At 41.7% G+C, this 25,859-nt stretch carries 25 protein-coding genes; 12 read left to right on the forward strand and 13 right to left on the reverse strand.

Going from position 1 to position 25,859, the window contains the following annotated elements:
* Positions 1 to 142 precede the first annotated feature (142 nt).
* The 4 genes from DBR32_RS07175 (at position 143) to cphA (ending at position 9,027) form a co-directional block, all read left to right on the forward strand.
* A complete protein-coding gene (locus DBR32_RS07175) occupies positions 143 to 1,987 on the forward strand; it encodes a T9SS type A sorting domain-containing protein (protein WP_124635606.1) in 1,845 nt (614 codons plus the stop codon).
* A 300-nt stretch (positions 1,988 to 2,287) separates the two neighbouring features.
* Positions 2,288 to 4,132 carry a T9SS type A sorting domain-containing protein gene (locus DBR32_RS07180; RefSeq protein WP_158605935.1) on the forward strand — a complete coding sequence of 615 codons (1,845 nt, stop codon included), beginning with the start codon at positions 2,288 to 2,290 and terminating at the stop codon, positions 4,130 to 4,132.
* 225 nt (positions 4,133 to 4,357) lie between these two features.
* A complete protein-coding gene (locus DBR32_RS07185; protein WP_158605936.1) occupies positions 4,358 to 6,235 on the forward strand; it encodes a T9SS type A sorting domain-containing protein in 1,878 nt (625 codons plus the stop codon).
* A gap of 167 nt (positions 6,236 to 6,402) precedes the next feature.
* Entirely contained in the window at positions 6,403 to 9,027 is a 2,625-nt protein-coding gene (gene cphA, locus DBR32_RS07190) for a cyanophycin synthetase (protein ID WP_124635609.1), read from the forward strand.
* 72 nt (positions 9,028 to 9,099) lie between these two features.
* On the opposite strand, the gene DBR32_RS07195 is transcribed toward cphA, so the two are convergent.
* Together DBR32_RS07195 and DBR32_RS07200 are read right to left on the reverse strand one after the other, a co-directional pair.
* Entirely contained in the window at positions 9,100 to 9,357 is a 258-nt protein-coding gene (locus DBR32_RS07195) for a hypothetical protein (protein WP_124635610.1), read from the reverse strand.
* 3 nt (positions 9,358 to 9,360) lie between these two features.
* On the reverse strand, positions 9,361 to 10,572 hold the full coding sequence (locus DBR32_RS07200) for a DegT/DnrJ/EryC1/StrS aminotransferase family protein (protein ID WP_124635611.1): 1,212 nt from the start codon (positions 10,570 to 10,572) through the stop codon (positions 9,361 to 9,363).
* Positions 10,573 to 10,806: 234 nt separating this feature from the next.
* Here DBR32_RS07200 and DBR32_RS07205 point away from each other — a divergent pair, with 234 nt between their 5' ends.
* A complete protein-coding gene (locus DBR32_RS07205; RefSeq protein ID WP_124635612.1) occupies positions 10,807 to 11,517 on the forward strand; it encodes a hypothetical protein in 711 nt (236 codons plus the stop codon).
* 120 nt (positions 11,518 to 11,637) lie between these two features.
* Positions 11,638 to 13,095 (forward strand): aldehyde dehydrogenase, encoded by a 1,458-nt coding sequence (locus tag DBR32_RS07210; RefSeq protein ID WP_124635613.1) that lies wholly within the window; start codon positions 11,638 to 11,640, stop codon positions 13,093 to 13,095.
* Positions 13,096 to 13,150: 55 nt separating this feature from the next.
* Here DBR32_RS07210 and DBR32_RS07215 read toward each other — a convergent pair whose 3' ends face one another.
* Positions 13,151 to 13,660, reverse strand: a complete 510-nt coding sequence (locus DBR32_RS07215) for an FKBP-type peptidyl-prolyl cis-trans isomerase (RefSeq protein ID WP_124635614.1) — start codon at positions 13,658 to 13,660, stop codon at positions 13,151 to 13,153.
* Complete coding sequence (locus DBR32_RS07220; protein WP_124635615.1) at positions 13,641 to 14,123, reverse strand: FKBP-type peptidyl-prolyl cis-trans isomerase; 483 nt, start codon at positions 14,121 to 14,123, stop codon at positions 13,641 to 13,643. Before DBR32_RS07220 ends, DBR32_RS07215 begins: the two co-directional genes overlap by 20 nt.
* 150 nt (positions 14,124 to 14,273) lie before the next feature.
* On the opposite strand from DBR32_RS07220, the gene lptB reads away from it, so the two are divergent.
* The gene (gene lptB, locus DBR32_RS07225) at positions 14,274 to 15,035 is read left to right on the forward strand and encodes an LPS export ABC transporter ATP-binding protein (RefSeq protein ID WP_124635616.1); all 762 of its coding nucleotides are present in this window, start codon (positions 14,274 to 14,276) and stop codon (positions 15,033 to 15,035) included.
* Here lptB and DBR32_RS07230 read toward each other — a convergent pair whose 3' ends face one another.
* The 4 genes from DBR32_RS07230 to ccsA all read right to left on the reverse strand — a co-directional run bounded on the left by DBR32_RS07230 (position 15,036) and on the right by ccsA (position 18,094).
* Complete coding sequence (locus tag DBR32_RS07230) at positions 15,036 to 15,587, reverse strand: OmpA family protein (RefSeq protein ID WP_158605937.1); 552 nt, start codon at positions 15,585 to 15,587, stop codon at positions 15,036 to 15,038. It abuts the gene before it with no gap.
* 104 nt (positions 15,588 to 15,691) lie between these two features.
* On the reverse strand, positions 15,692 to 17,113 hold the full coding sequence (locus DBR32_RS07235; RefSeq protein ID WP_124635618.1) for a Glu/Leu/Phe/Val dehydrogenase: 1,422 nt from the start codon (positions 17,111 to 17,113) through the stop codon (positions 15,692 to 15,694).
* 28 nt (positions 17,114 to 17,141) lie between these two features.
* Positions 17,142 to 17,378 carry a CcmD family protein gene (locus tag DBR32_RS15845; RefSeq protein ID WP_370453698.1) on the reverse strand — a complete coding sequence of 79 codons (237 nt, stop codon included), beginning with the start codon at positions 17,376 to 17,378 and terminating at the stop codon, positions 17,142 to 17,144.
* Between the two features lie 26 nt (positions 17,379 to 17,404).
* Positions 17,405 to 18,094 carry a cytochrome c biogenesis protein CcsA gene (gene ccsA, locus DBR32_RS07245; RefSeq protein WP_124635619.1) on the reverse strand — a complete coding sequence of 230 codons (690 nt, stop codon included), beginning with the start codon at positions 18,092 to 18,094 and terminating at the stop codon, positions 17,405 to 17,407.
* A gap of 169 nt (positions 18,095 to 18,263) precedes the next feature.
* On the opposite strand from ccsA, the gene DBR32_RS07250 reads away from it, so the two are divergent.
* Positions 18,264 to 18,764 (forward strand): NADPH-dependent FMN reductase, encoded by a 501-nt coding sequence (locus tag DBR32_RS07250; RefSeq protein WP_124635620.1) that lies wholly within the window; start codon positions 18,264 to 18,266, stop codon positions 18,762 to 18,764.
* 11 nt (positions 18,765 to 18,775) lie between these two features.
* Here the strand turns inward: DBR32_RS07250 and DBR32_RS07255 are convergent, their stop codons facing one another.
* Positions 18,776 to 19,240, reverse strand: a complete 465-nt coding sequence (locus DBR32_RS07255; protein WP_124635621.1) for a hypothetical protein — start codon at positions 19,238 to 19,240, stop codon at positions 18,776 to 18,778.
* A 237-nt stretch (positions 19,241 to 19,477) separates the two neighbouring features.
* On the opposite strand from DBR32_RS07255, the gene DBR32_RS07260 reads away from it, so the two are divergent.
* Together DBR32_RS07260 and DBR32_RS07265 are read left to right on the forward strand one after the other, a co-directional pair.
* Complete coding sequence (locus DBR32_RS07260; RefSeq protein ID WP_124635622.1) at positions 19,478 to 19,774, forward strand: hypothetical protein; 297 nt, start codon at positions 19,478 to 19,480, stop codon at positions 19,772 to 19,774.
* Between the two features lie 11 nt (positions 19,775 to 19,785).
* Positions 19,786 to 20,043, forward strand: a complete 258-nt coding sequence (locus tag DBR32_RS07265; protein WP_124635623.1) for a hypothetical protein — start codon at positions 19,786 to 19,788, stop codon at positions 20,041 to 20,043.
* Between the two features lie 87 nt (positions 20,044 to 20,130).
* On the opposite strand, the gene DBR32_RS07270 is transcribed toward DBR32_RS07265, so the two are convergent.
* From DBR32_RS07270 to lysA, 4 genes are all read right to left on the reverse strand, one after another.
* Positions 20,131 to 20,910: an enoyl-CoA hydratase/isomerase family protein gene (locus tag DBR32_RS07270; protein WP_124635624.1), complete on the reverse strand. Its 780-nt coding sequence runs from the start codon at positions 20,908 to 20,910 to the stop codon at positions 20,131 to 20,133.
* Between the two features lie 28 nt (positions 20,911 to 20,938).
* Positions 20,939 to 21,679 (reverse strand): ParA family protein, encoded by a 741-nt coding sequence (locus DBR32_RS07275; RefSeq protein WP_124635625.1) that lies wholly within the window; start codon positions 21,677 to 21,679, stop codon positions 20,939 to 20,941.
* Between the two features lie 90 nt (positions 21,680 to 21,769).
* Positions 21,770 to 22,108 carry a hypothetical protein gene (locus DBR32_RS07280; protein WP_124635626.1) on the reverse strand — a complete coding sequence of 113 codons (339 nt, stop codon included), beginning with the start codon at positions 22,106 to 22,108 and terminating at the stop codon, positions 21,770 to 21,772.
* Positions 22,109 to 22,135: 27 nt separating this feature from the next.
* Positions 22,136 to 23,335 carry a diaminopimelate decarboxylase gene (gene lysA, locus DBR32_RS07285; protein ID WP_199724393.1) on the reverse strand — a complete coding sequence of 400 codons (1,200 nt, stop codon included), beginning with the start codon at positions 23,333 to 23,335 and terminating at the stop codon, positions 22,136 to 22,138.
* A 131-nt stretch (positions 23,336 to 23,466) separates the two neighbouring features.
* On the opposite strand from lysA, the gene DBR32_RS07290 reads away from it, so the two are divergent.
* Positions 23,467 to 24,522 carry a T9SS type A sorting domain-containing protein gene (locus DBR32_RS07290; RefSeq protein ID WP_124635628.1) on the forward strand — a complete coding sequence of 352 codons (1,056 nt, stop codon included), beginning with the start codon at positions 23,467 to 23,469 and terminating at the stop codon, positions 24,520 to 24,522.
* A 263-nt stretch (positions 24,523 to 24,785) separates the two neighbouring features.
* Positions 24,786 to 25,817, forward strand: a complete 1,032-nt coding sequence (locus DBR32_RS07295; protein WP_124635629.1) for a T9SS type A sorting domain-containing protein — start codon at positions 24,786 to 24,788, stop codon at positions 25,815 to 25,817.
* The last annotated feature ends 42 nt before the right edge of the window (positions 25,818 to 25,859 follow it).

Here is a 25,859-nt window from a genome sequence, read left to right on the forward strand (position 1 = left end):
ATTATTTTATCATTAAGAATGCACAAATGTATAAAATATTATGAACTCGCCTGAATTATCGGCCACCTTTAAATACAATTTTATGGCTATTAACCAACTAAAAACACATTACGATGTGTCTTTTGAATAAATCCCCTGTATTATGAAGCATTTATTACTCTTACTAAGCTGCTGTATTGGTTTATGCCAGTCCAGTCTTTTGGCCGCCACGCAGATCAATACACCTACTGTAAGCGGAGTATGGACGCAGCAAGGCTCACCCTATTATATCCACAATGATTTATTGGTCTCGGTAAATACGCTTTTAACGATCCAGCCGGGCGTAGAGGTTATTTTCATGGGTAATTATATGATTGAGGTACAGGGCCAGATATCGGCTGTAGGCACGCCGGAACAAAAGATTGTGTTTAAAGCCAATGACACTACCGGCTGGTCCAATAATGCCTTACCGACCTCCGGAGGATGGAGAGGCATTATGGTGGCGAACGGTATCGGTACCAATCTGTCTGCCCCTACTTTTGAGTATTGCCTCTTCCGGGACATGAAATATATACAAAACTATGGCGGCCTGCTTTCCTATGCACCTGTCATTTATGTGAATAAATGTGAGTTCTTTCATAATCTCACAGATGGCACTTTACTTAATTTGTATTATAATATTCAAAACGGGAATAGTAAACTTAAGTTTACCAATTGCGATATCCACGACAACCAAACCGGTTCGGTAATGTTCACTTTATATTGCGACAGTACTTATATCACCAACAACAAATTCTATAATAATACCGCAAACTACGGGGCATCGGGAATATACACCCATGCGTCCCTGAATGCTACGAGTACAGATGTTTTGATCTTTAAAGAAAATGAACTCTATAATAATACGGTGACTGCTGCCGGTGGCATTGTGAGTTCTTTTCAGGGGGGCGTTACCTACATTCTGAAAAACAAGGTACATCACAACCAGACCAAATTTCAGGGGGCTATTTCTCTTCAGTCGAAAGCGGGTACCATAGACCAAAACCTTATTGTCAACAATAATCAAATACTGGGTGACGGTATATTTTGCGGCATTAATGATGGTGGTGGCGGCCTTCAGCTATTAGGACTCAATCTCGACAATGATGTTGCGGGAAGAAATGAATATGTAGTGAGCAATAATATTATTGCCAACAATTATTCTTCTATTAGCGGTGCCGGCATCTGGGCACAGCATTGTAAGGCCACTATTGTCAATAATACCATTATCAACAATACGGTTAAAGACTATACCGGCAGTGCTGCTATACACGGATGGGGTCCCTATTGCAAATTAAAAATCAACAATAATATCATTGTAAATAATAAGCAGAATTTCCAACCCGCCGATACCCTGTACAATAATTTCCGTATGCATGTGTTGCAGTTAAGTATATCCAATAACCTGATTGACTATATGCCGACCGCTGCCTCGATATACAGTGGCCTGCAAGGGCTTGGCAGCAATACTTACAGCCACAACCTCAGCCTGGTTGCTCCACCTACAGGCATAGGTCCCGGCTATAATGCAGTGAATGCCGATTTTAGCCTCGCGGCGGCGGCAACCAACTGTATCAACAAAGGAAGCAATGCCGCCACAGGATACGGTACTGTTGACTACAAGGGTCAGGCCAGGATATTTGATCAATTGATTGATATCGGCGCTATAGAATACCAGAAAAAAATTGCGGATACTACTACAGCCATCAAGGGGATTGATATCAGCAATCAGATAAAAATATATCCCAACCCTTCTACCGGTATATTGCAACTCGACTATAACCACAAGCAATTTTCCCTGCAGGCCATCGAGATCTATACCCTTACAGGACAATTGGCCTATCGTCTTCCGGTATCTCATGCAATGCAACAACTCGATATCAGCATGCTCGCCGATGGGGTCTATATGATGCAACTGATTACGGATAAACAGGAACGCGCCCTCAAAAAACTGATCATTCAGAAATAATATATTACCCTTTCACTGTGACACAAGCCTGCCGGTACCGGCAGGCTTGTGTGTTTTACACGGAGGTGAATATGCCCTCACAAAATACGAGGTCTGTATGAATAAATAATGCAACTAAAAAAAGGAACTCGCGCACAAATTAAGTAAAGCCAAATACGACATACTGTAAATATAATAATATATAAAATACAACTAATTAAAACTATATGATTTTGCCTTACCGAAAATATTTTTATCTGATTAACCAACTAAACACACAAAGCTCATGTCTATTGCATTGAATTACTGTATATTATGATTATGAAGAAATTACTACTGTTATTTAGCTGCTTGGTTACCTTATGTCAAAACAGCCTGTTTGCCGCTACACAAATTAATACACCTACTGTAAGTGGTGTATGGACCACGCAAGGCTCACCCTATTATATCCACAATGACCTGTCCGTACCCATAAATAGTCTGTTGACGATACAGCCTGGTGTAGAAGTCATCTTCATGGGCAATTACCTGCTTGATGTACAGGGTAAAATATCAGCCGTAGGAACTCCTGAACAAAAAATTGTATTTAAGTCCAATGACACAACCAGTTGGTCTAATCTTGCCTTACCTACTAAAGGAGGCTGGAGAGGGATTATGGTCGCAAATGGTATTGCACAGGATCTTTCCACGCCTACTTTTGCAAATTGTATCATCCGCGACATTAAGAATATACAGACCTATGGCGGGTTGGCCGTCTTTGCTTCCCTAATCTATATTGATCGATGTGAGCTGTTTCATAATTATACGGATGGTAATCTGATCGCTCTTACCCATAATGTGCCAAACGGCGGAAACAGTAAGGCCAAATTTACCAATTGTGAAATCCGGGATAACATTACCGCTGCCGTAATGTACACGGTACGCTGCGACAGTACTTATATCACCAACAACAAATTTTATAATAATAAGTCCACAACTGCAAGCGGCATCTATACCCGTTCCTCGCTGACCGACATGAGTACCGACGTACTAATCTTTAAAGAAAATGAACTCTATAACAATACCGTACAACAATTTGGTGCTGTGGTCAATTGTTTACAGGGTGGTATCTCTTATATCACAAAGAATAAAGTGCATCATAACCAGACTAGATTCCAGGGTGCCATCTCGATTCAGTCGAAAACAGCGACAGTAGAGCAGAACCTGATCACCAATAATAAACTGTTACTTGAAGACGTGGCTTTTTGTGGGATTAATGACGGCGGTGCCGGTCTTCATCTCCTGGGTCAGAATGTACTCAGCGATGTCGCGGGCAAAAATGACTACCTGGTGCGCAACAATATCATTGCCAACAATTACTCTTCTGTAACGGGTGCCGGTATATGGGCACAACATTGTAAAGCCAATATTGTCAATAATACTATTATCAACAATACAGTAAAAGATGCAACGGGTAGTGCAGCTATTAATGGCTGGGGCAGTCATTGTAAACTACAAATCCATAATAATATTATTTCCAACAATAAACAGGCTTATAACCCTCTGGATACGGTATATAATAATTTCCGCATTTATGCGCTTGAATTAAATATGTCGGGCAATCTGATTGATTATCCTCCTACTGCAGCTACTATTTACAACGGGATGCAAGGAATCAACAGTAACACTTATGAGCACAGCCTGAATCTGGTCGCGCCACCAACAGGTGTAGGACCTGACTATAATGCTGTGAATGCAAACTTTGAACTGAAAGCTACTGCTACCAACTGTATCAATAAAGGGCGTAATGCCGCTACAGGGTATGGTGCGGTTGATTATAAGGGCCAGGCAAGGATATTTGATCAATTGATTGATATCGGAGCGATCGAATATCAGAAAAAAATTACGGATACCACTACGGCCATCAAGGGTATTGATATCAGCAAGCAGGTAAAAATATATCCTAATCCTTCTGCAGGCATATTGCAACTAGAGTATAACCATACACAGTTTTCCCTGCAAGAGATTGCTGTGTATACCCTTAGCGGACAATTGGCCTATCACCTGCCCATAGACCGTTCTACTCAAAAGATTGACATCAGTATGCTGGCTAATGGCGTCTATATGATGCAACTGATTACAGATAAACAAGAAGTGGCGCTCAAAAAACTGGTCATTCAAAAATAGTATATTGCCCTTTCCTCATAAAGAAAGCCTGCCGTTATCGGCAGGCTTTTCGGTATATATATACGCGTATAATTTATGGTGGCTTGTTTGAAACGCAACTGGCATATAAAACAGGCTGTATGAGTCGTCCATGATCATCTATGCCCGCAAACAAATTTCACCTCATGCACCAACTAAAAGACCCTTTATAGCGTCTATTGTATTGAATCCCTGATTATTATGATTATGAAAAAATTATTACTACTGCTTAGCTGCTGTTTTGCCCTATGTCAAAACAGCCTGTTTGCCGCCACACAGATCAATACGCCCACCGTAAGCGGAGTATGGACACTACAAGGCTCACCTTATTACATTCACAACAATGTGGTGGTTCCGCCAAATAACCTACTGACCATACAACCCGGTGTAGAGGTTATCTTTATGGGCAACTACCTTCTTAATGTGCAGGGTCAGATCTCTGCTGTCGGAAACCCGGAGCAGAAGATTGTATTCAAAGCCAATGACACCACCGGCTGGTCCAATAACGCCTTACCCGAAACCGGAGGATGGAGAGGGCTCCAGGTACTCAATTACATCAGCGCAGATCCTTCCACTCCTATGTTTGCCTATTGCATTTTCCGGGATATCAAATACAGTTATATGTTAAATGGAGGACTGAATCTTCATGCTCCTTACCTGTATATTGACCGATGTGAGTTTTTTCACAATAACACCGCCAGCCTGATAAGCTTGAGCTATAATTATAACCGGCAACAAGGAAACGGAAAACTTAAATTTACCAATTGTGACATCCACGATAACCGGACAGGCAAGTTAATGACCACTACATATGATGACAGCACTTATATAATCAAGAACAAATTTTACAATAACACGTCAACCTACAACTATGTAACGGGAATTTATACCCGTTATTCGTTAAACGATACCTGTACCGATGTGCTGATCTTTAAAGAAAATGAACTGTATAATAATACCGTAAGTGCTAGTGGTTGTGTTGTGACCTGCGATCCGGGCGGCATCTCTTATGTAGAACAAAATAAAATACACCATAACCAGACAGAGCTGAGAGCAGCAGTGCTGATACAATCAAAATCGGCCACCCTGGACCGGAACCTTATCGCTAATAACAGCGAGATCATGTCAGATGGTATCGTTTGCGGCATCAATGATGGCGGCGGGGCCATACAGTTACAAGGCCAGTTGATGAACGGCATCGATATTCCCGGACAAAATGAATATTTGGTACGCAACAATATCATTGCCAACAATTATTCTTCAATAACCGGTCCTGGTATATGGGCAGTAGGTTGTAAGGCGACCATCATCAATAACACCATTGTCAACAATACTGTAAAAAACAATCTACCCATGGGCAGCTCTGCTATACGCGGTTTAGGAGGCTTCCCATCTAAATACAAAATAATCAACAACATTATTTCCAACAATCAGCACAATAATGCGCCACGCAGCGATAGTGCCTATGGAAATTTTTCATTTTATGCTTCAGAATTGGTCATTGCCAACAACCTGATCGATTATTATCCGCACCACATTACTTTTGGTAACGCCGGTTGTCCCATACAAGGGCTCAATACCAATGTATACAGCCCCAGCCTAAGCCTGGTAGCACCACCTGCCGGTGCAGGCCCGGGATATAGCGCACTAAATGCAAACTTCGGCCTGACGGCCAGCGCGACCAATTGCATTAATAAAGGCAGCAACACCCCCACAGGATATGGTGCGGTTGATTATAATGGCCAGACAAGGATTTTTGATCAATTGATTGACATTGGTGCTATTGAATACCAGAAAAAACTCGTAGATACAAGCACCGCCATTAAGGGCATCGATATCAGTACCCGGATACAACTTTATCCCAATCCTTCTACCGGTTCGGTACAGCTGGACTACGACCACAAACAGTTTGCCCTGCAATCGATAGCCATTTATACCCTTACAGGGCAACTCGCCTATCAGCTACCCGTTTATTATGGCGTTAAAAACCTGGATGTCAGCATGTTGGCCGATGGGGTCTATATGATGCAACTCATTACCGATAAACAGGAGCTTGCTGTCAAAAAACTGATCATTCATAAATAGCTTATTAAATCTTATTCATAAAGAACGCCTGCCCGTATGGGCAGGCGTTCTTGTGATTTCCTGCGGCACTAATATGCCCTTATAAAATATTTTGGATTGGTATATAAAAAAACTTTACCTTGGTAAGGTAATATCTATAGCTATTCACCTAAAACATAGATTTCTTTATGAAGATATTGAAGATCCAGGCCCTGAGAGGACCTAACATATGGAGCGTACGCAGAAAAAAATTAATCCAGATGCGTTTGGATCTGGAAGAGCTGGAACAAAAGCCAACGAATACCATTCCGGGATTCAGAGCGCGTATTGAAGCACTGATCCCTACCATGATGGCACATCGTTGTTCTGAAGGAACAGAAGGCGGTTTTTTCTACCGAGTAGAGGAAGGTACCTGGATGGGACATGTAATCGAACATATTGCGCTCGAGATACAAACGCTTGCCGGTATGGAAACGGGTTTTGGCCGGACGCGCCAGACCAAAACAGACGGGATTTATAATGTGGTGTTTAGTTATATTGAAGAAAATGTAGGTTTATACGCTGCCGAAAGTGCCGTACGCATTGCAGAAGCTCTGATCGAAGACAGAGACTATGATATTGATGCCGATATACAGGAAATGCGCCGCATCAGAGAAAGGGTGCGTTTAGGGCCCAGTACCGCAAGTATTGTCGACGAGGCCGTAGCACGGGATATTCCCTGGATACGCTTAGGGACTAATTCTTTGGTACAATTAGGTTATGGGATTAACCAGATGCGTTTTCAGGCCACGATTACCTGCAAGACCAGCAATATTGCTGTAGATATTGCCTGTAATAAAGAAGAGACCAAGCGCCTGCTGGATAGTGCTTCTATTCCGGTAGCTAAAGGTAGTATTTGTGTGGATGAAGAGAGCATGATCCAAATTATTGACAACATTGGCTTTCCCATTGTGATCAAACCGTTGGATGGCAATCACGGCAAAGGGGCTTCTATCAATGTACTCACGGTCGAAGATGCACTTTCGGGATTGGAACATGCGCAGAAATACAGCAGAAGGGTTATTGTAGAGCGTTTCATTACCGGTCATGATTTCAGGGTACTGGTAATTGACAATAAAATTGTGGCCGCCGCGCGCAGAGAGCCGGCACATGTTGTAGGCAATGGCATCCATACCATTCAGGCACTTATTGAAGAAACCAACCGTGATCCGAAACGGGGTTACGGACATGAAAATGTACTCACCGAAATTACCGTAGACCGGGATACCGAAGATATTTTAGCAAAGAAAAATTATACTTTAGAAACGATTCCCCAACAAGGCGAAATCGTGCACCTTAAATCGACCGCCAACCTGAGTACCGGCGGTACCTCTGTAGATGTAACCGAGATGATGCATCCGGAAAATATCTTCTTATGTGAGCGTATTTCAAGGGTTATCGGGCTTGATGTTTGTGGTATCGATATTATGGCCGAAAACCTTACCCAACCGCTTAAAGAAAGTGGTGGCGTGATCCTCGAAGTGAATGCCGCTCCCGGATTCAGGATGCACCTGGCACCCTCCGAAGGATTACCCAGGAATGTAGCGGCTCCGGTCATTGATATGTTATACCCTCCGGGCAAACCGAGCCGTATCCCAATCATTGCTGTAACCGGTACCAATGGTAAAACTACCACAACACGCTTACTGGCGCATATTGTCAAAAACAATGGGTATAAGGTAGGCTTTACTACCTCAGACGGCATCTATGTACAGAACCATATGATGGAAAAAGGAGACACCACCGGGCCGATGAGTGCGGAATATATCCTTAAAGATCCTACGGTAGAATTTGCGGTGCTGGAAACCGCCCGTGGTGGGATTTTGCGCTCTGGTTTAGGCTTTAGCCGATGCGATATCGGCATCATCACCAATATCCAGGAGGACCATTTGGGTCTGAATGATATTGATACGATTAAAGACCTCGCCAATGTAAAAATGGTGGTGGCCCGCAGCATCAAGAAAGACGGATGGGCAATCCTGAATGCAGAAGACGAGATGTGCATGAAAATGTCCAAAGAATTGTCCTGCAACATTGCTTATTTCAGCCTGAATGAAGACCATCCGGTAGCAGCCAAACTCAGCAGAGAGGGTTGCATTGTAGCGGTATATGAAAACGGGTATATTACCATCAAGAAAGGATCCTGGAAGATCCGTATTGAAAAGGCAAGCCATGTACCCCTTACCTTAGGTGGGAAAGCGAAATTTATGATCGCCAATGCCCTTGCAGCTTCTTTGGCGGCTTATTTGCAGGGATTCAAAACGGATGATATCAGCCTTTCTTTAAAAACATTTATTCCCGGTGCGGCGCAAACCCCCGGAAGGATGAATATTTTTGACTTTAAAAACTTCAAGGTCATGATTGACTTCGCCCACAATCCGGCAGGTTATCGTGGTATAGAAGAGTATATGCAAAATGTAGATGCCACGCGGAAAATAGGGATTATTGCAGGTGTAGGCGATCGTAGGGATGAGGACATCAGGGAATGTGCCACGATTGCGGCAAGAATGTTTGACCATATCATCATTCGCCAGGAAAAACACCTTAGAGGCCGCCTGGAAGAAGACATTGTGGCTTTACTCCTCGAAGGTATTAATTCAGTAGACCGCAAGGTAACCTGGGAAACCATACCTAAAGAAATAGAGGCCATCAAACATGCCATGAATATTGCAGAAGAAGGCACCTATATTGTTGCCTTAAGCGATGTGGTGACCAATGCGATACAGATTGTACAACAATATCTGGATAAAGAAAATGAGGAAGGTACTGTCTAAACAAGGCATACCAAAAATAAGAATGGCTTGAACAGAGATTGTTCAAGCCATTCTTATTTTAAAGCAGATTGCTTAAGTATTGTTTTTGGGTACCAATTCCGTTACTTTTTGGTAGCGGAAAATGATGATTCCGATTAAGGCTACAATACCACTCATCCCACCAATATAAATATTTTCTGTAATGAGTATTGAGATAACAGCTACAAATGTTTCGGCAAAAATACAACTGAATACATGCCTTAAACGCCACCTGTAGGTTTCATAACCCTTTTCGCCTACTTTCTTACCCAGGAAGTAAGTAGAGAGTATAATTAAAAGAAGATCTATCATTATTTATTTTCCGAATTGACTCATAAAGGCGCTAACACTTTCTTTCATATGGGCTATTTGCTCCTCATTCAATCCATGATGACAAGCCATCAACATACCACCACGCATGACCTTATCGGCCTCAGGATACCCTTGAGCACTCGCTTTATGTGCTACGTTTTTAAATCCTGGCTGACGTAAGATGTTACCGGTAAATACGGTACGGGTTTGAATATTTCTTTTCTCCAAAAAGATCTGCAGATCCCTGCGAATAAACGGAGCACTTTCCCTAACGGTAACTGCAAATGCCAACCATCCGGTACGGGAATCCGGCAATTGATTGGGCAGGATAAAATACTCTTCATACTGCTCAAAGAAACTGCGCAGGTTATGATAGTGCGCTGTGCGTTTATCAATATTATCGCCCAGTTTTTTTACCTGAACCAGGCCAAAGGCTGCACCCAATTCTGAAGGTTCTATATTATATCCGGGCTCTTCAAATACAAATTTTGCATCATAAGGAATACCGTCTACTTCTACATTAAAGCGGTTTTCTATTTTTTCTGATTCTACAAAAAGAGAAGAACTACGGCCCCAGCTTCTCAACAGGCGGCCACGGTCATAAAAAGCATCTGTATTCACACAAATCATCCCTCCGTTACCGGCACAGTTTACAATATGAGAACCATAAAAGCTGGTTGTACTCATATCCGTAAAGCGACCGCTGGAAGCGCCTCCAATCTCTGCACCCAGAGTATCAGCACTGTCTTCCAGTACAAATAAATTGTATTTGTCTGCAAGTTCACGCAGTACTTTCCAATCCGGTAAATTACCAATCAGGTTAGGAATGATCATTGCCTTCGTTTTAGACGTAATCATCTCTTCTACCTTGGCTACATCTACATTGTAAGTACCCTCTGCTGCATCTATAAAAGCAGGAATCCATCCTTTCTTTACAATAGGAGCAACGGTTGTCGAGAAAGTCAAAGCCGGTGTCAGTATTTCACTACCCGCTTCAAAATCCATCAGATCTGCGGCAAGGTATAAAGCCGAAGAACCCGAATTTACGCCAATACCATATTTTTTTGCATAAAGCCCTGCCACCGTTTCTTCCAAAGCACGCACATTTTTACCCATTTGTGTAGATGTCTGTAACACCTCCACTACCGCATCGATTTCTTCTTGTCCGTGTACCGTTTTTCCATAAGGTACATGAGGATACTGATTGGTACTCATAAAATATCTATTTTAAAAATTTACAAGAAAGCGAAGGTACAATTTAAATTGATGTTGTATTTTATAATAATAACAAAAAAAACAGAATTAAGAATGGGCATTCCTTTGCATACAGAACCGCTTAGGAATTCATTATAACCATGTTATTGGTTTTATCGGTAATATTGAATCTTAGTCCTTATTGCTTTGAATTCTTTAAGAAAGAATAGCAAAACACATTCAAAATTATCAGAAATGAAAAACACTATATTCTTATTCCTGCTCATGGCCATAACCGTCAAGGGCTATAGCCAAAAGATAAACATTACTAAAGCCGATTTGCAGAAAACCGTCTATAGTGAGTACAATGAGGTCGTACAGGTAACGGGTATGGTATACATTTATTTCGAAATTATCAACCCAACCAAAGACACGCTATATCTGATCGGCCGCGATGTGCCTCACCTCACCGCACAAAAACCCTTTATTTTGATACAAACACAAAGCAGCAAAACCAGTAAAGAAGTCTTCATACCCGGCCCGCCCTCTGTATGGGACAATACACCTTTGCGTACACAAGACATTGTAAAAGTACCCCCAAATGCAAAAAAGGAAATGTATATATCCCGGGAAATAAACGAAGGTTTGTCGGCTGTAAAGGGCGATAAGATTGCGCTGCAAATAAAATACAGGCTGGTTCGGGACAGTACCGCTAAGGCGTCCAACATGAATGCCCTTACGGAAATAGAAAACAGTATTGCTTTATTAAAAAAAGACCAATCTGTTTATCAGCAAAACGAATTAATTAAAGGCACAGGTTTATTGGGCGATGTGGATCGGGCAATAGAAAAACTGGGAAACAGAGAAAACAGCGAGCGCAATAAAATAAAAGCCTTGCAACTAATGGAAAATGCCCCTTTCTACACAAATGAAATCGTGAGTAACAGGGTATATGTAAATGAATAAAGCAGATGCCAATATTGCCTCACTTTAGGACAACAGAAGCCGATCCGGACAAGACGACCATAGCAGCGATGTTTTTACAGAACGGCATTTAAGTAACTTATTAATTTCTATATTTGTAGTATGAATTTGAGTATCCCTGCCACAATCCAGAACTATATCGGAGGCAACTTTTACAATCCACATAAAGGACAATATTTAGACAACATTAATCCGGCTACCGGCAAGGTATACGGACAGATACCCAATAGTACTCAGGAAGATGTAGATAAGGCCGTAGCTGCGGCAGAACAGGCTTTTGAATCATGGGCGAATACAACTGCGGAACATCGCTTTAAGATTTTAAACCGTATCGCCGACCTGATCGAAGAGAATTTAGAAACACTGGCACTGGCAGAAACCAATGATAATGGCAAACCACTGAGTTTGAGCAAGCGCGTGGACATTCCCCGTGCGGCAGAGAATTTCCGTTTTTTTGCTACCGGTATCATGCATTTCGCTACGGAAAGCCATAGCATGGAGAACAAAGCCATCAATTACACCTTACGTAAACCCATCGGTGTAGTCGCTTGTATCTCTCCCTGGAATTTACCTTTATATTTATTTACCTGGAAGATAGCTCCAGCCTTGGCTGCAGGCAATTGTGTCATCGCCAAACCCTCTGAAGTAACCCCGATGACGGCCTATCTCTTATGTCATATAGCCAAAGAAGCGGGTCTGCCGGACGGGGTACTAAACATCCTTCATGGGGATGGATTTAACTGCGGTGCTGCTATGGTAGAGCATCCTAAGGTGAAGGCCGTTTCCTTTACCGGAAGCACCAGAGCGGGCAAAGATATTGCCGCAAAAGCTGGTGCGGTACTCAAAAAGACTTCATTAGAATTGGGTGGCAAAAATCCGAATATCATTTTTGCAGATTGTGACTGGGAGAAGATGATGAAGACAACGATACAATCTTCTTTTGCCAATCAGGGCCAGATCTGTTTGTGTGGCTCCCGTATCTTAGTGGAAGAAAGTATTTACGAACGCTTCAAAGCGGAATTTGTGGCAGCGGCCGGAAAGTTAACGGTTGGCGACCCTCTGGAAGCCGGATCGAAACAAGGCGCCGTTGTGAGTAAAGTACATTTTGAAAAAGTGCTGGCCTGCATTGCGTTGGCAAAGGCAGAAGGAGGTACCGTTCTGCTCGGCGGAGCAGCCTTGCAACCGGAAGGCCGATGTGCAACGGGTTATTTTATTGCCCCCACCATTATCGAAGGACTGGGTCCCGACTGTAAAACAAATATGGAAGAGATCTTTGGGCCGGTAGTCACCATCCAGTCGTTCAAAGACGAAGCAGAAGCCTTAGCACTGGCCAATTGCAGTGACTATGGCCTGGCAGCCACCATTTGGACGCAGGACATCAGCAGGGCACAGCGCATGGCCAATCAGGTGCATAGCGGTATTATATGGGTCAATTGCTGGTTATTGCGCGACCTGAGAACACCTTTCGGAGGCTTTAAGAATTCCGGAATGGGCAGGGAAGGCGGCTGGGAAGCACTACGCTTTTTTACAGAACCTAAAAATGTATGTATTGAATATTAATAATAAGAAAGCCGATGAATATGATCATCGGCTTTCTTATTACTAATATTTTATTTTAATTGTACCTTATCAGTTTTATACTGTACACCAGGATTTTATCTGCAGGTACATAACTTGGTTCCAGTGTCGTATTATTGCCTTTGCCTAAAGTCGGCGGAAGGTATAATTTCATTTCACCACCCATACCGATCATCGGCAATGCATATCGCCAGCCATAGATGTATTTAGACAGATCATGATACATGGCGGATGAATTGTTATTCGTCTTCACAAAGTACTCTTCACTATCCGATGGCCTTCCTTCAAAGTTGGCATAAATATCGGAACAGATACCCGGATGGTTAGGGCTGCCTGCTTTTACAATTTCATAGTAAAAACCTCTAGGGTCAAATACCGCATTGGGATTAACCGATTCTACATAAGCTTTTAAAGCAACGATTTCATCATCAGATGGTTTTGCCGTCACTGCCTCACAAACATCTTTCTTAAAACAAGAGGCCAACAATGTTGTGGCCAATAGGGCAACCAATATTCTTTTGAACATATTAATCTTTTGTAATGACATTTAATTTTATTTTAAAAATCAGGATAGAGCCCCCGGGAATAGACCCGTTGTCAGAATCGCCATAAGCTAATGCCGGCGGTAAATACAGGGTAAGTTCTCCCCCTGCCCCTATCTTGGGTAGCGCCATTCTCCAACCCGGAATCAGGTTCTCTAAAGCAAAACTCTTATTGGTATTTGAATCAAAAACCGTTCCGTTTGTCAGCTTACCCGAGTAATCAATACTTATCGTAGCACATTGCGATGGCTTTTTAGCATCGCCTGAACTGTGAATTGTGTAATAAAACCCTCTGCTGTCAAACTCGGCAGTAATATTATTGTTTGTAATATAATTTGCCAAAGCGGTCGCATCTCTTTGCGGCACGGTTACCGTTGATTCCACACAAGTGGTCGTGGTCGTCTTATCTTTACAGGCACCTGCTGCTAATACAGACAGGGTCAAAATGGTATATAATGCTTTTTTCATTGCTTTCGATCAAAAAATATGTGCAAACTTACGTTATTTAAGGCAAATGGCCTTGCTAAGGCTTGCATACATAACTTTATTTGTTATCATTTTATTATGATGAAACAGGGTTCTTTTTTTAGTAAATTTGCGAAAACACATCCGGCATACATGAAAGATCAGGCACTACAGAAAATCCACACTACTGAATTGGTCAAGAAGTACGGCAAACGTACTGTAGTGAACCATGTCTCTATTGAGGTACAGCAAGGGGAGATTGTAGGTTTGCTCGGACCAAATGGCGCCGGGAAGACCACCTCATTTTATATGACGGTAGGCCTCGTCAAACCGGATGAAGGCCAGGTATTCCTGAATGATATGGACATTACCAAATTGCCCATGTACAAACGCGCGCAACTAGGTATTGGCTACCTGCCTCAAGAGGCTTCTATTTTTAGAAAATTATCGGTAGAGGATAATATTGCCGCGGTATTAGAAATGACCAAATTGTCCCGCCAGGAACAAAAAGATAAAAAAGAAAATTTACTGGAAGAGTTCAGGCTGACCCATGTACGTAAAAGTATGGGTGATGTGCTGAGTGGCGGGGAGCGCAGGCGTACGGAAATTGCCCGTGCCCTAGCGGTAGATCCTAAATTTATTTTGCTGGATGAGCCCTTTGCCGGTATCGATCCTATTGCGGTAGAAGATATACAGGCGATTGTGGCCAAGCTAAAATTCAAAAACATCGGGATCCTTATTACTGACCATAATGTAAACGAAACCCTGTCTATAACAGACAGGGCATATCTTATGTTTGAAGGAAGGTTATTAAAATCGGGTACGGCAGAAGATCTTGCTGCCGATGAGGAAGTGCGTAGGGTTTATCTGGGTAAGCACTTTGAGCTACGTCGTAAAACCTACGATATCCAATAATTATTTTTGTGCTTTCTGGTCCTGATAGTTATACAGGATTACAAATTCAACTCTACGGTTTTGCTGACGTCCTTCAAAGGTTTCGTTGGTCGCAATAGGATTTTTAGGTCCGAAGCCCCAGGTATATACTCTTTTATTCTTCACTTCATTTTGCAATAAAGCTGCTTTGGCACTTTCCGCTCTATCCCAGGATAGTTTCTCATTCATTTGCAGGCTGCCGGAAATATCGGTGTAACCTGTAACCAGTACACTGGTTTTAGGATAACGATTTAATACGACCGCTATTTTAGCTAAAGAAGGTAAATAGCTATCATTAACAATGGCAGAATTCACTTCAAACATGAGGGCCTCCGGTAGTACGATCTTTACTTTATCATCTTCATAGGTTACTTTCGCCTCCGGTAAAGATTTGGATAAAGACTCATATGCTGCTTTCATATCACTGCGTTGTTTCGCAGTAGTGGTCTTCTTTTTAGCTTTACAGGAAGTAGTGGTAGCGCTTACTGCAAACAGGGTGCTTAAAGCAAGCAACAGGAACAAATATTTTTTCATATTATGAATATTAATGCGGAGCAAAGATAATGAAAACAATATATAAAAAAGTGTTGCGCGCCGCATGGCGGCGCGCAACACTTTGATTTTAAATAAAATATAACTTAAGGGAAGATACCTAACTCTTCATAAGCAACCCCAACTTTGTTGATGGCACAAATAAAGGCTGCTGTACGCATATCTTCTACTCCTTGATTCATTTTTAAGGCTTCACGAATCTCATGATAAGAACCGATCATAGTGTCTTCCAAACCAGAATATACCAAATCAACTTCATCAGGACCACGTAAAATCATTTTACGCTCTACCGTACCAAAAGATTTTCCGGTAAGGCTTTCTACACCTCTTACGATTTCAGCATTCATGTTTTCGCTGAAGCGCTTTTCCAAACGGCCATAGCGTACATGGCTCAGGTTTTTCAACCACTCAAAGTAAGAAACCGTAACACCGCCTGCATTCAGGTACATATCAGGTACTACTAAAACACCTTTTTTATTCAGGATATCATCTGCTTCCGGCGTTAATGGGCCATTCGCTGCTTCTCCGATGATTTTTGCTTGTATTTTACCCGCATTACCTGCATGGATTACAGATTCTAAAGCCGCAGGAATTAAGATATCACATGGCTTCTCTAATGTCTCTGCACTATTGGCAATGTTTTGCGCGCCGGAAAAATTCAGGATAGAACCGGTATCTTTACGATGTGCAATTACGGATTCCAGGTCTAAACCATTCTCGTTATAAATACCACCTTCGTATTCGGCTAAACCTACAATCACACAACCGGCTTCCTGAAAGAATTTAGCAGCATGGTATCCTACATTACCTAATCCTTGTACGATAACTCTTTTGCCATCCAAACCAGCAGTCAAGCCAATGGCTTGCATATCTTCAGCTACATTACACAGCTCACGGATACCATAAAATACACCCAATCCTGTAGCTTCGGTACGACCACGTACACCACCTTGTGCAATTGGCTTACCGGTCACACAAGCTTGTGCATTTAATTCACCCGGATATAAAGAAGCATAAGTATCTACGATCCAGCTCATCTCGCGGGAACCTGTTCCATAATCAGGAGCCGGTACATCAATACCAGGTCCGATAAAGTTTTTCTTTGCTAATTCTGAGGTATAACGACGTGTGATTTTCTCTAATTCGAAGGGCGTATATTTCTTAGGATCAATTTTGATCCCGCCTTTACCACCACCAAAAGGTACGTTTACCATCGCACATTTGTATGTCATTAAGGAAGCTAAGGCCATTACCTCATCCTGATTAACATCCATACTATAGCGGATACCTCCTTTACAAGGTAATTTGTGATGCGAGTGTTGTACACGATAAGCCTCGATAACCTCGATCTCATTGCCGATCTTTACGGGAAATTTAATTTGTAATATTGAATTACAAGCCTTGATTTGCTCTAAAATACCTTTCTCGAAACGAGTAAATTTAGCTGCCTTATCAAAATTACGCTCTACCCCTTGAAAGAAGCTGTATTCGCTGTGTGATGTTGACATACTTGTTTAATTGGTTTTTGGTTAAAAATTATTTTTGATTTTGTTCTATCTTTTTTATTTTCTTTTCGATAGTAAACAAATATAGAATTATTCCTAAGAAAATGGTAAAAATTACCGTAACAACTACATATATTTTTCCGTCCGATCTTAATTTATCGGCCATCGCTACGGCGTTGCTGTCCTGTGCCATTGCCGATAAGGGGAAAATAAGGGCAGAAAGGCATACTAAAAGCTTGGTAAAGTAAGATGTGAAGTGCTTAAGCATTGTACTAAAATTTGTATGATAATTTTTTATTTTTTGAATACATCCATTTCGACATTATGTGTAGAAAGCAAATGCTTTCGGGCCACTAACTGAAACCTGATGGCCAGCGTTGCAATCCAGATACCTAATAAGAACCATCCTATGACGGCAGTATAAAATACGGGACGCATTTCTGCAGCCAGGTCTCCAAAACCGGGATTACCCCCGTTTCCGGGATGTAAAGAAGCAGTGAGTCGTGGTAAGATCATGATGAGCGGAATCATAATGAAATAAGCGAATACATTATATACCGCAGATATTTTTGCCTTTTTATCATAATCGGGCACAGAACCCCTAAGCGCTAGGTAAGCAAAATAAATGAGCAGGCTCAAGGCTGAGGCCAATTGTTTCGGATCATTACTCCAAAATTCCCCCCAGGTAAAACGGGCCCATTCCATACCGGTCACCATACCTAAAGAGCCGAACAATACACCCACTTTCGCAAATTGCTCTGAATAAATATCGAATTTCAGGTCCTGCGTCTTCAGGAAACGGATGGCATAAACCAGGCTTACCGTAAATAACAACATCATCCCAAACCACATCGGTACATGAAAATAGAGGTTTCGGATGGTTTCGTTAAGAATGTTGAGTGCGGGAACGGGCATTAACAGCCCTACAATAATGGTTACTGACAGCAGTAGGATACAAAGGATTTTCCACCAGACTTTTCGCATACTATAAATAGCCTTAGCTATATTAATTTATTATTAATCCGACAAAGGTAATAAGATTTATGCCATTTTAGTCGCCAAAAATCGTTAATTCTTTTTTGTGACTTTCAGATGATAATCTAAGGAGCCGTCTCATTTTGCGGATAGGCCATTCTGCCCCTATATTTGCAGTATGATTACGATTATAGCCGGTACCAACAGACCCAACAGCAATACCCTTAAAGTAGCCACGCACTATTATAACCTGCTGAAGGAAAGCGCTGAAGAAGTACACCTGTTTTCGCTTCAAGAAGTTGCGGTACACTATAGAAGTGATGATTTTATAGCTATTGAACGCGACTGGCTTATCCCCTCCGATAAGTTCATCTTTGTGTTGCCTGAGTATAATGGCAGCTTTCCCGGTATTTTAAAAACGATGATGGACAATTCTGACATCAAAAAATGCTGGTGGCATAAAAAAGCCTTATTGGTAGGCCTGGCAGACGGCCGTGGCGGTAATGCCAGGGGCTTGGACCACCTGTCTAATATCCTGCATTATTTAAAAATGCATGTGCACTACAATAAACTGCCCATCTCAAAAATTAATGAGGAATTACTGGAAGATGGCAGCTTTAAACATGAAGCCACCCAAATAAGCATACAACAACAAGTACAGTCTTTTCTGGATTTCTAATAAATAAGGCTTTATACAATTGTAATATTTTTCAACCCGGCAATCCCCATAGCCGCTAACCGGGCTTGAATGCCTTTATGTATCGTATCTGATAAGTGCTCTTTACGTGAGATTACATCATAACCCTTTGGGGTAAACAAGGTCTTCTCAAAATAAATCAGGGCCCAGTCTTCTGCCATATACCGGATCTCCCAGCGGGAGCTTAACAAAAAGAGTATCCCCTTTCCACGCCACTCAAACCGGGTATTGGCCTTGTTTAAAGCAGTGTCAAAACCCTTAATATACCTTACTTTGTCCGATTTGAGATAAGAAACGGTGTCCTTAAGACCGGGTACTCCCTTACGTAGCGCTAACTCATAAGTAAAGGCAGGATGCTTTTTGTCTCCTTTGAGCCACATGGGAAAATTACTATACTGTATACACCATTTTCCTGCAATATCTTCTAACGGAAGGGAAAGCTGCTGTTCTTTTTCCATAAAATAGGGTTTAACGAAGTTTGATATAACCGACCTGCTACACAATGATGCCGAGCGGATAGTAGCCATGAAATGCTTTACAGAACTGTGTTCTTCGACGAAATGATGTTTTTGCACGACAAACGTTAATCGACAATATGCCGCTCTTTGCCGAAAAGCCTTATGCTGCGGTGCCAATCGATTGTACGTTTGTATCAACAAAGCAACAACATTCATCACAAACAAAAATGTAAAATTATGAAAAAGCTATTCTTCGCAACCGTAACCGCAACTGCATTGCTCATCAGCTCTTTTGCCCAAGCACAAAGCAGCAATAAACTGGTATATAACAAATCCCTAAACCCTACAATAGAGATCGAATTGGGCAACATCATAACGACGACTTCTTTCTACATCAAAAACGAAAAAGGACAGGTCGTCAAAAAAGGAAGTATAAATAAAAACGGAAAGATAACCCTGCCGACAGCGGAACTTAAAAATGGCCGGTACCGTTTCGAAATATTAGGGATAACACAGGATTTCGAAATTAAATAAAACCAGCCCATATGAAAAACATTTGGAAAGCCCTGTATGAAGGCAATGAAATAAAAATAGAACAGCACTGGTTTTCCGGAGAGAAACTCTATATTAACGATATCTTGCAGGATAATACGCATCAGTTTTTTTCTGCAAGACTAACCGGGCACCTGTTGACCTTAAACGGAGCAAGGCAAAGTATAAAAGTAAATTTAGGAGGACTGTTTCAAATGAATTGCAGCCTTTATATTGATGACCGTCCCATAGCCACCATACAAACCATTTAAGCGTATAGTAATGAACAACTACACATATTAAAGGAGCTTAATGAATCAACATTAAGCCCCTTTTCTTAGCAATAAATTAAAGTGCTATTATTTTCCCTGGAAGGCAGCAGGTCTTTTTTCTAAAAAGGCAGCAGCACCTTCTTTCTTATCTTCGGTATCGAAAGAAGCCCCGAATAATTCAATTTCATTAGCCAGACCTGTTGGACTTACTGTAGCCGCTTCGTTTACCAAAGCAATGATTTTTCCAATTGCCAAAGGTGCTTTACCCAATATTTTGGCCACAATCTCCGTCGTTTTAGGTAAGAGTTCTTCCGCCGTAAATACGTGGTTTACCAAACCTAAAGTTTTCGCTTCATCAGCTTTGATCATATCGGCAGTCATCAGCAATTCCATTGCTTTACCCTTACCGATTAATTGTACCAGGCGCTGGGTACCGCCATAACCCGGAATCAAACCAAGATTTACTTCCGGCTGTCCAAAACGAGCTGTTTCACTAGCCGTACGGAAATGACAAGCCATAGCCAATTCACAACCGCCACCTAAAGCAAAACCGTTAACGGCAGCCACAACAGGCTTAGGGCAATTTTCGATTTTATTAAAGACCATATCCTGGCCCCTTTGCGCCAAACCGGCACCACCAACACCATCCAAATCGGTAAACTCAGAAATATCGGCACCTGCTACAAATGCTTTTAAACCGGCACCCGTTAGGATGGCCGCTTTTATTTCAGCATTATTATATACTTCATCCAAAGCCGCGCTTAATTCGGTAATAACATCCTTATTCAGGGCATTCATTTTATCCGGGCGGTTGATCGTGATGGTGCAAATATTATGGTCTACCTGCGTTACTATTGTTTGATACATTTTTGTGTTAATTTATATAGTTTATGCTTTAAAAAATACCTTCTTTGATTTCTTCCCACAGCTCGCTATAAGCGGCGGCCGCGCGGGAATTAGGGGCATAATCGGTAACCGGTGCCTGATGAATCCCCATTTTCTCTACATCGGAAAGATAAGGAATATAAGATTCAAAAAAACGACGCTGCTGATTAAAAGCCTCCATAATCTCTATATGTAATGCTTTCCGGCTGTCCACCATAGAAAAGTAGCACATCAGTTTCGACAGATCTATTTTCTTTTCTTCAAAAAAATCTTTCACTGCCTCAAAAGTACGTAAAGACAAAGTGGTCGGAATCGTGGGTAACAAGACAATATCAGCCGCCTGAAAGATATTTTCTGCCAATACCGAAAATCCCGGAGGACAGTCCACAAAGACAAGATCATAATCGTTCTTCAATGGCTTCAGCAATTGTTTCAAAAACTTTTTGCTGCTTTTTTGCTCTTCTAAAAAGAAATCCAGTTTCCGGCTTGAAAAATCTGCAGGAACAATATCCAGGTGTTCATAAGCCGTTTGCTGGATCAGCTCTGTAATATCAATGCTTTGCTCTACCAGCTTCTTGGTATCCTTAGCCGTGCCGGGTTCGGCATGATAATAAAAGCCCGATGCCCCTTGCGGATCCAGATCCCAAACCAAAGTACGGTATTGATCCAAAGCAGCCAAATGTGCCAGATTCACACAGCCGGCCGTTTTGCCGACCCCACCTTTAAGATTGTATAGTGCAATAGTAGTCATCTCTAAATTTTAGATTGTCAATCGCAAAATTGCCTCGTAAAGCTACAGTATTATCGCCTTAGCCACATTACCTTTTAATGAATTTGCGCCTTACAGATTTCCGATTTCCTCATCGATCCAAAGGGCATAATTGGTATACCATTTTGCTGCTTTCGTATATATATCAGCCAAGGTATCGGCATCGGCTTGTGTATGATGCAATAACAGGATGTGATTTTCATCTTCCCCATCACTATTATGGAATACAAATCCAAAAGGATTATGCATTTCATAAGGCTTCATCTCTTCAGGAAATACAGATAATACTTCCAACAAGGTATTTGTAGGCAAGTGCATCAGTACGGTTCTGGCTTCCAATTGTTCGCCCAAATGATTTTCACCATCTAACAAGGTAAATTCCGGTAAAGGAAACTTTTTTGCAATATCCATTTTTATATTTTTTAAAATTTTGACAAATTACAATACTTCAATCTGGTTTTTCAACAGGTCTTCAAATACTTCCCTTCTCCTGATCAGCTGTGCTTTTCCATCCAAATATAAGACCTCTGCAGGCTTTAATCGGCTGTTAAAATTAGAACTCATCTCAAAACCGTATGCTCCGGCATTTCTGAACACCAAAATATCCCCTTCTTTAACTTCATTCAGCTTTCTGTCCCAGGCAAAGGTATCGGTTTCACAAATATTACCGACCACGGTATAAATTCGTTCCGGTCCATTAGGATTACTGAGGTTTTCAATATGATGATAAGCATCATAGAACATCGGGCGGATCAGGTGATTAAATCCGGAATTTACGCCTACAAAAACCGTAGCGGTTGTTTGTTTAATCACATTGGTCTTTACCAAAAAACAGCCCGACTCACTCACAATATATTTTCCCGGTTCAAACCACAACATGAGGTCTTTGCCACTGGCTTTCTGAAAGGTATCAAAAGCGTTCAAAACTTTTTTACCCAGCCTATCTACATCGGTTTCTACCTCATCTTTGGTATAGGGCACTTTAAACCCACTACCCATATCTACATATTTCAGATTTGGGAAATGCTCCGCGATTTCAAACATAATCTCCAGGCCCTGCACAAAAACATCGACATCCTTGATCTCGCTACCGGTATGCATATGCAGCCCCTCAATATTCAATCCTGTGCTTTTCATTACGCGCTCAATATGGCGCAACTGGTGTATAGAAATACCAAATTTGCTATCGATATGCCCGGTAGAAATTTTATAATTACCACCGGCAAAAATATGCGGATTAATACGGATAAATATAGGATAAGAACCTGCGTATTTATTGCCGAATTGTTCTAAAATAGAAATGTTATCAATATTGATATGCACGCCTAGCTGCATGGCCTCTTCAATCTCGGAAAGGTCTACACAGTTGGGGGTAAATAAAATACGATCGGCGCTAAAGCCAGCCCGCACCCCAAGGTTCACTTCATGAATACTCACACAATCCAGGCCTGCACCCAGTTGTTCTATTATTTTCAACACATTAATATTAGACAAAGCCTTACAGGCATAAAAAAAACGAGTCTGCTTATCAAACGCATTGCTTAGCTTATTGTACTGCTGCTTTATTTTTTCAGCATCATAGGTGTACAATGGGGTGCCAAATGTTTGCGCCATAGATAATAACTCGTTGTCTGTCATAATTTTTATTTTTTTTAATGAGGAAAGAGCAAAAATATACTAAAATTTCAAGTTATTTAGTATTAGCCCCTAAGAAAGGCCGGTAAATTGCCGTCCTATAAACTATATCATATCACTTGTAATTTTTAATCATGAAAAAAACACTACTCGCTTTAGCCGCAATGATGAGCATCGGCATAAGCTATGCCCAAAGTCCTGTAAAACGCTACGATGTAACCTATTCTTCCGGAAGCTCCTACACACCCTTAACCGGCGCCACTGATCTGGGCTTCACCGGAGACTGGTTGGACACCACCAGCAATAACATCACCCTTCCCATTCCGTTTAAATACCAGAATGTGACCGTGAATACTATTGCCATTGAAAGTTACGGCAGTATTTACCTGAACGATCGCATAAATGAAGATATGACGACGGGTCATATTACGGGCATCAACCTGGGCGGTGGTTATGCCGGTCTGGGAAGAGGTAAGGTATTCTATGGTGTAACCGGCAGTGCAGGCAGCAGAATATTCAAAGTTGAATTCCGTAATGTAGGCCGCGCAAGCGATGCTGTTGGCAATGACACCCTGAATTTCCAGATCTGGTTATATGAAAACAATAATGCAATCGAGTATCGTGCAGGCTATTCTAATGTGCCGGATGGTATATTCGCCAATACCTTTAACGATGTAATGAATGGCAGTCAAGAACCAATATTATGTGGATTACTGAATAATCGTGGAGACTCCATTGCGATTGCTTCTACCAATTTATTTCTACATGCAACGAAATACACCGCGCTCGGATTCTCCGATACCGCCATCACCCTTGATGACATAGGCGTTTCCAGCGGGCTCCCTGACGCGGCTGCCGTTGACGCAATATTATATGGCGCTTATCCAAGAAATGGTTCTGTGATTCGCTTTGTGCCCCGTACCCCTACTAGTATTCATAAAGTTGACTTTGATATGGCTACGGTGTTCCCTAACCCTTCTAAAGACGGGATGTACCAATTAAGCTTGAAAGAAACGGCAAAAACAGGGGCCATGGTTACGATCTACGACATGACTGGTAAGGCTGTCTTACAACAAACACTTTCTACGACACACTCAAGACTGGACTTAAGCAGATTTGCCGGTGGCCACTACTTTGGAAAGATCAATAATGGAGACAGGATCGGTACTTTTAAACTGATTAAAGAATAAACGCACACTTAAGGTCATAAAGCAGAATCACGCGATGTAAATACATCGCGTGATTCTGCTTTATGACCTATAATAAAATGTATCTTTAGCCCAGGTCAATAATATGTACCGGAATATTTACTCCTGAATAATTATTTATCCTGTTTATTTAATGACAATAGGAGCAAAAGTGTCGAATTAATTCGTAATATGCACTAACAAAGGCAGGCCAACAACCGTCTTATTAATAGTACATTATATATATCACCTTGTAATTTTTGATCATGAAAAAGACACTACTTGCCTTAGCCGCTGTAATAAGCATCGGCATGAGCTATGCACAGAGCCCAGTAAAACGCTATACTGCGACCTACACTACCGGCGGAACGTACACCCCATTAAGCGGCGCTACGGATATTGGTTTCAATGCTGACTGGGACGATACGGTAAGCAATCCGATCACACTACCTTTCGCTTTTAAGTACCAGAATGTGGCTATAACTACCGTTGCTGTAGAAACATATGGTAGCCTGCTCCTGAATAATGTTATCAATGAGATGACAACAACAGGGCATATTACCGGGCTGAATATGGATTACACTTCGGCGGGAAGGGGAAAAGTATTTTATACCACTACCGGCACTACCGGCAACAGGATTTTCAAAGTAGAATACCGGAATGTCGGGCGTTTTAATGATGATACGGGAAATGATACCTTGAACTTCCAGGTATGGTTATATGAGAGTGATCATGCCATTGAATACAGGGCAGGATACAAGAATGTAAACGATACGATGTTTGCAACTGACCTGAGCGGTGCAATGGATGATAAAGAAGTTATTTTGGCCGGGCTTATTGGCAATTCGGGAGATTCATTGGCTATCGATACCGCTAATGCCTTTTTCCACGCCACCAAGCGTACTGGTGCTGTTTTTTCTGATACCGCTATCTGGATAGCTGCGGCATCAAGTAATCCTTTGCTGTTGGGAGAACTTTTACATGGCACTTACCCTCCTAATGGTTCTGTGATCCGTTTTGCACCTCGCGTACCATCCGCTATTGGTAAAATTGATTTCGATATGGCAAGCATCTATCCGAATCCCTCTAAAGACGGCATTTATAACTTGAACCTGAAGGAAACTCCAAAAACAGGCGCACTGGTTACCATCTATGATATGACGGGTAAAGTGGTTTTAAAACAAGCACTCCATACAACCAAAGCAACATTGGACTTAGGTCGCTTTGCTGCCGGCAATTACTTCGGTAAGATCAATAACGGTGACCGTATCGGTAGTTTTAAACTGATTAAGGAATAAGGATAATATTTTTTTAAAGGTACATAAATCAAAAAACGCGAT

It is taken from the genome of Taibaiella sp. KBW10 (assembly GCF_003852495.1).
Classification (GTDB): Bacteria; Bacteroidota; Bacteroidia; order Chitinophagales; family Chitinophagaceae; genus Edaphocola.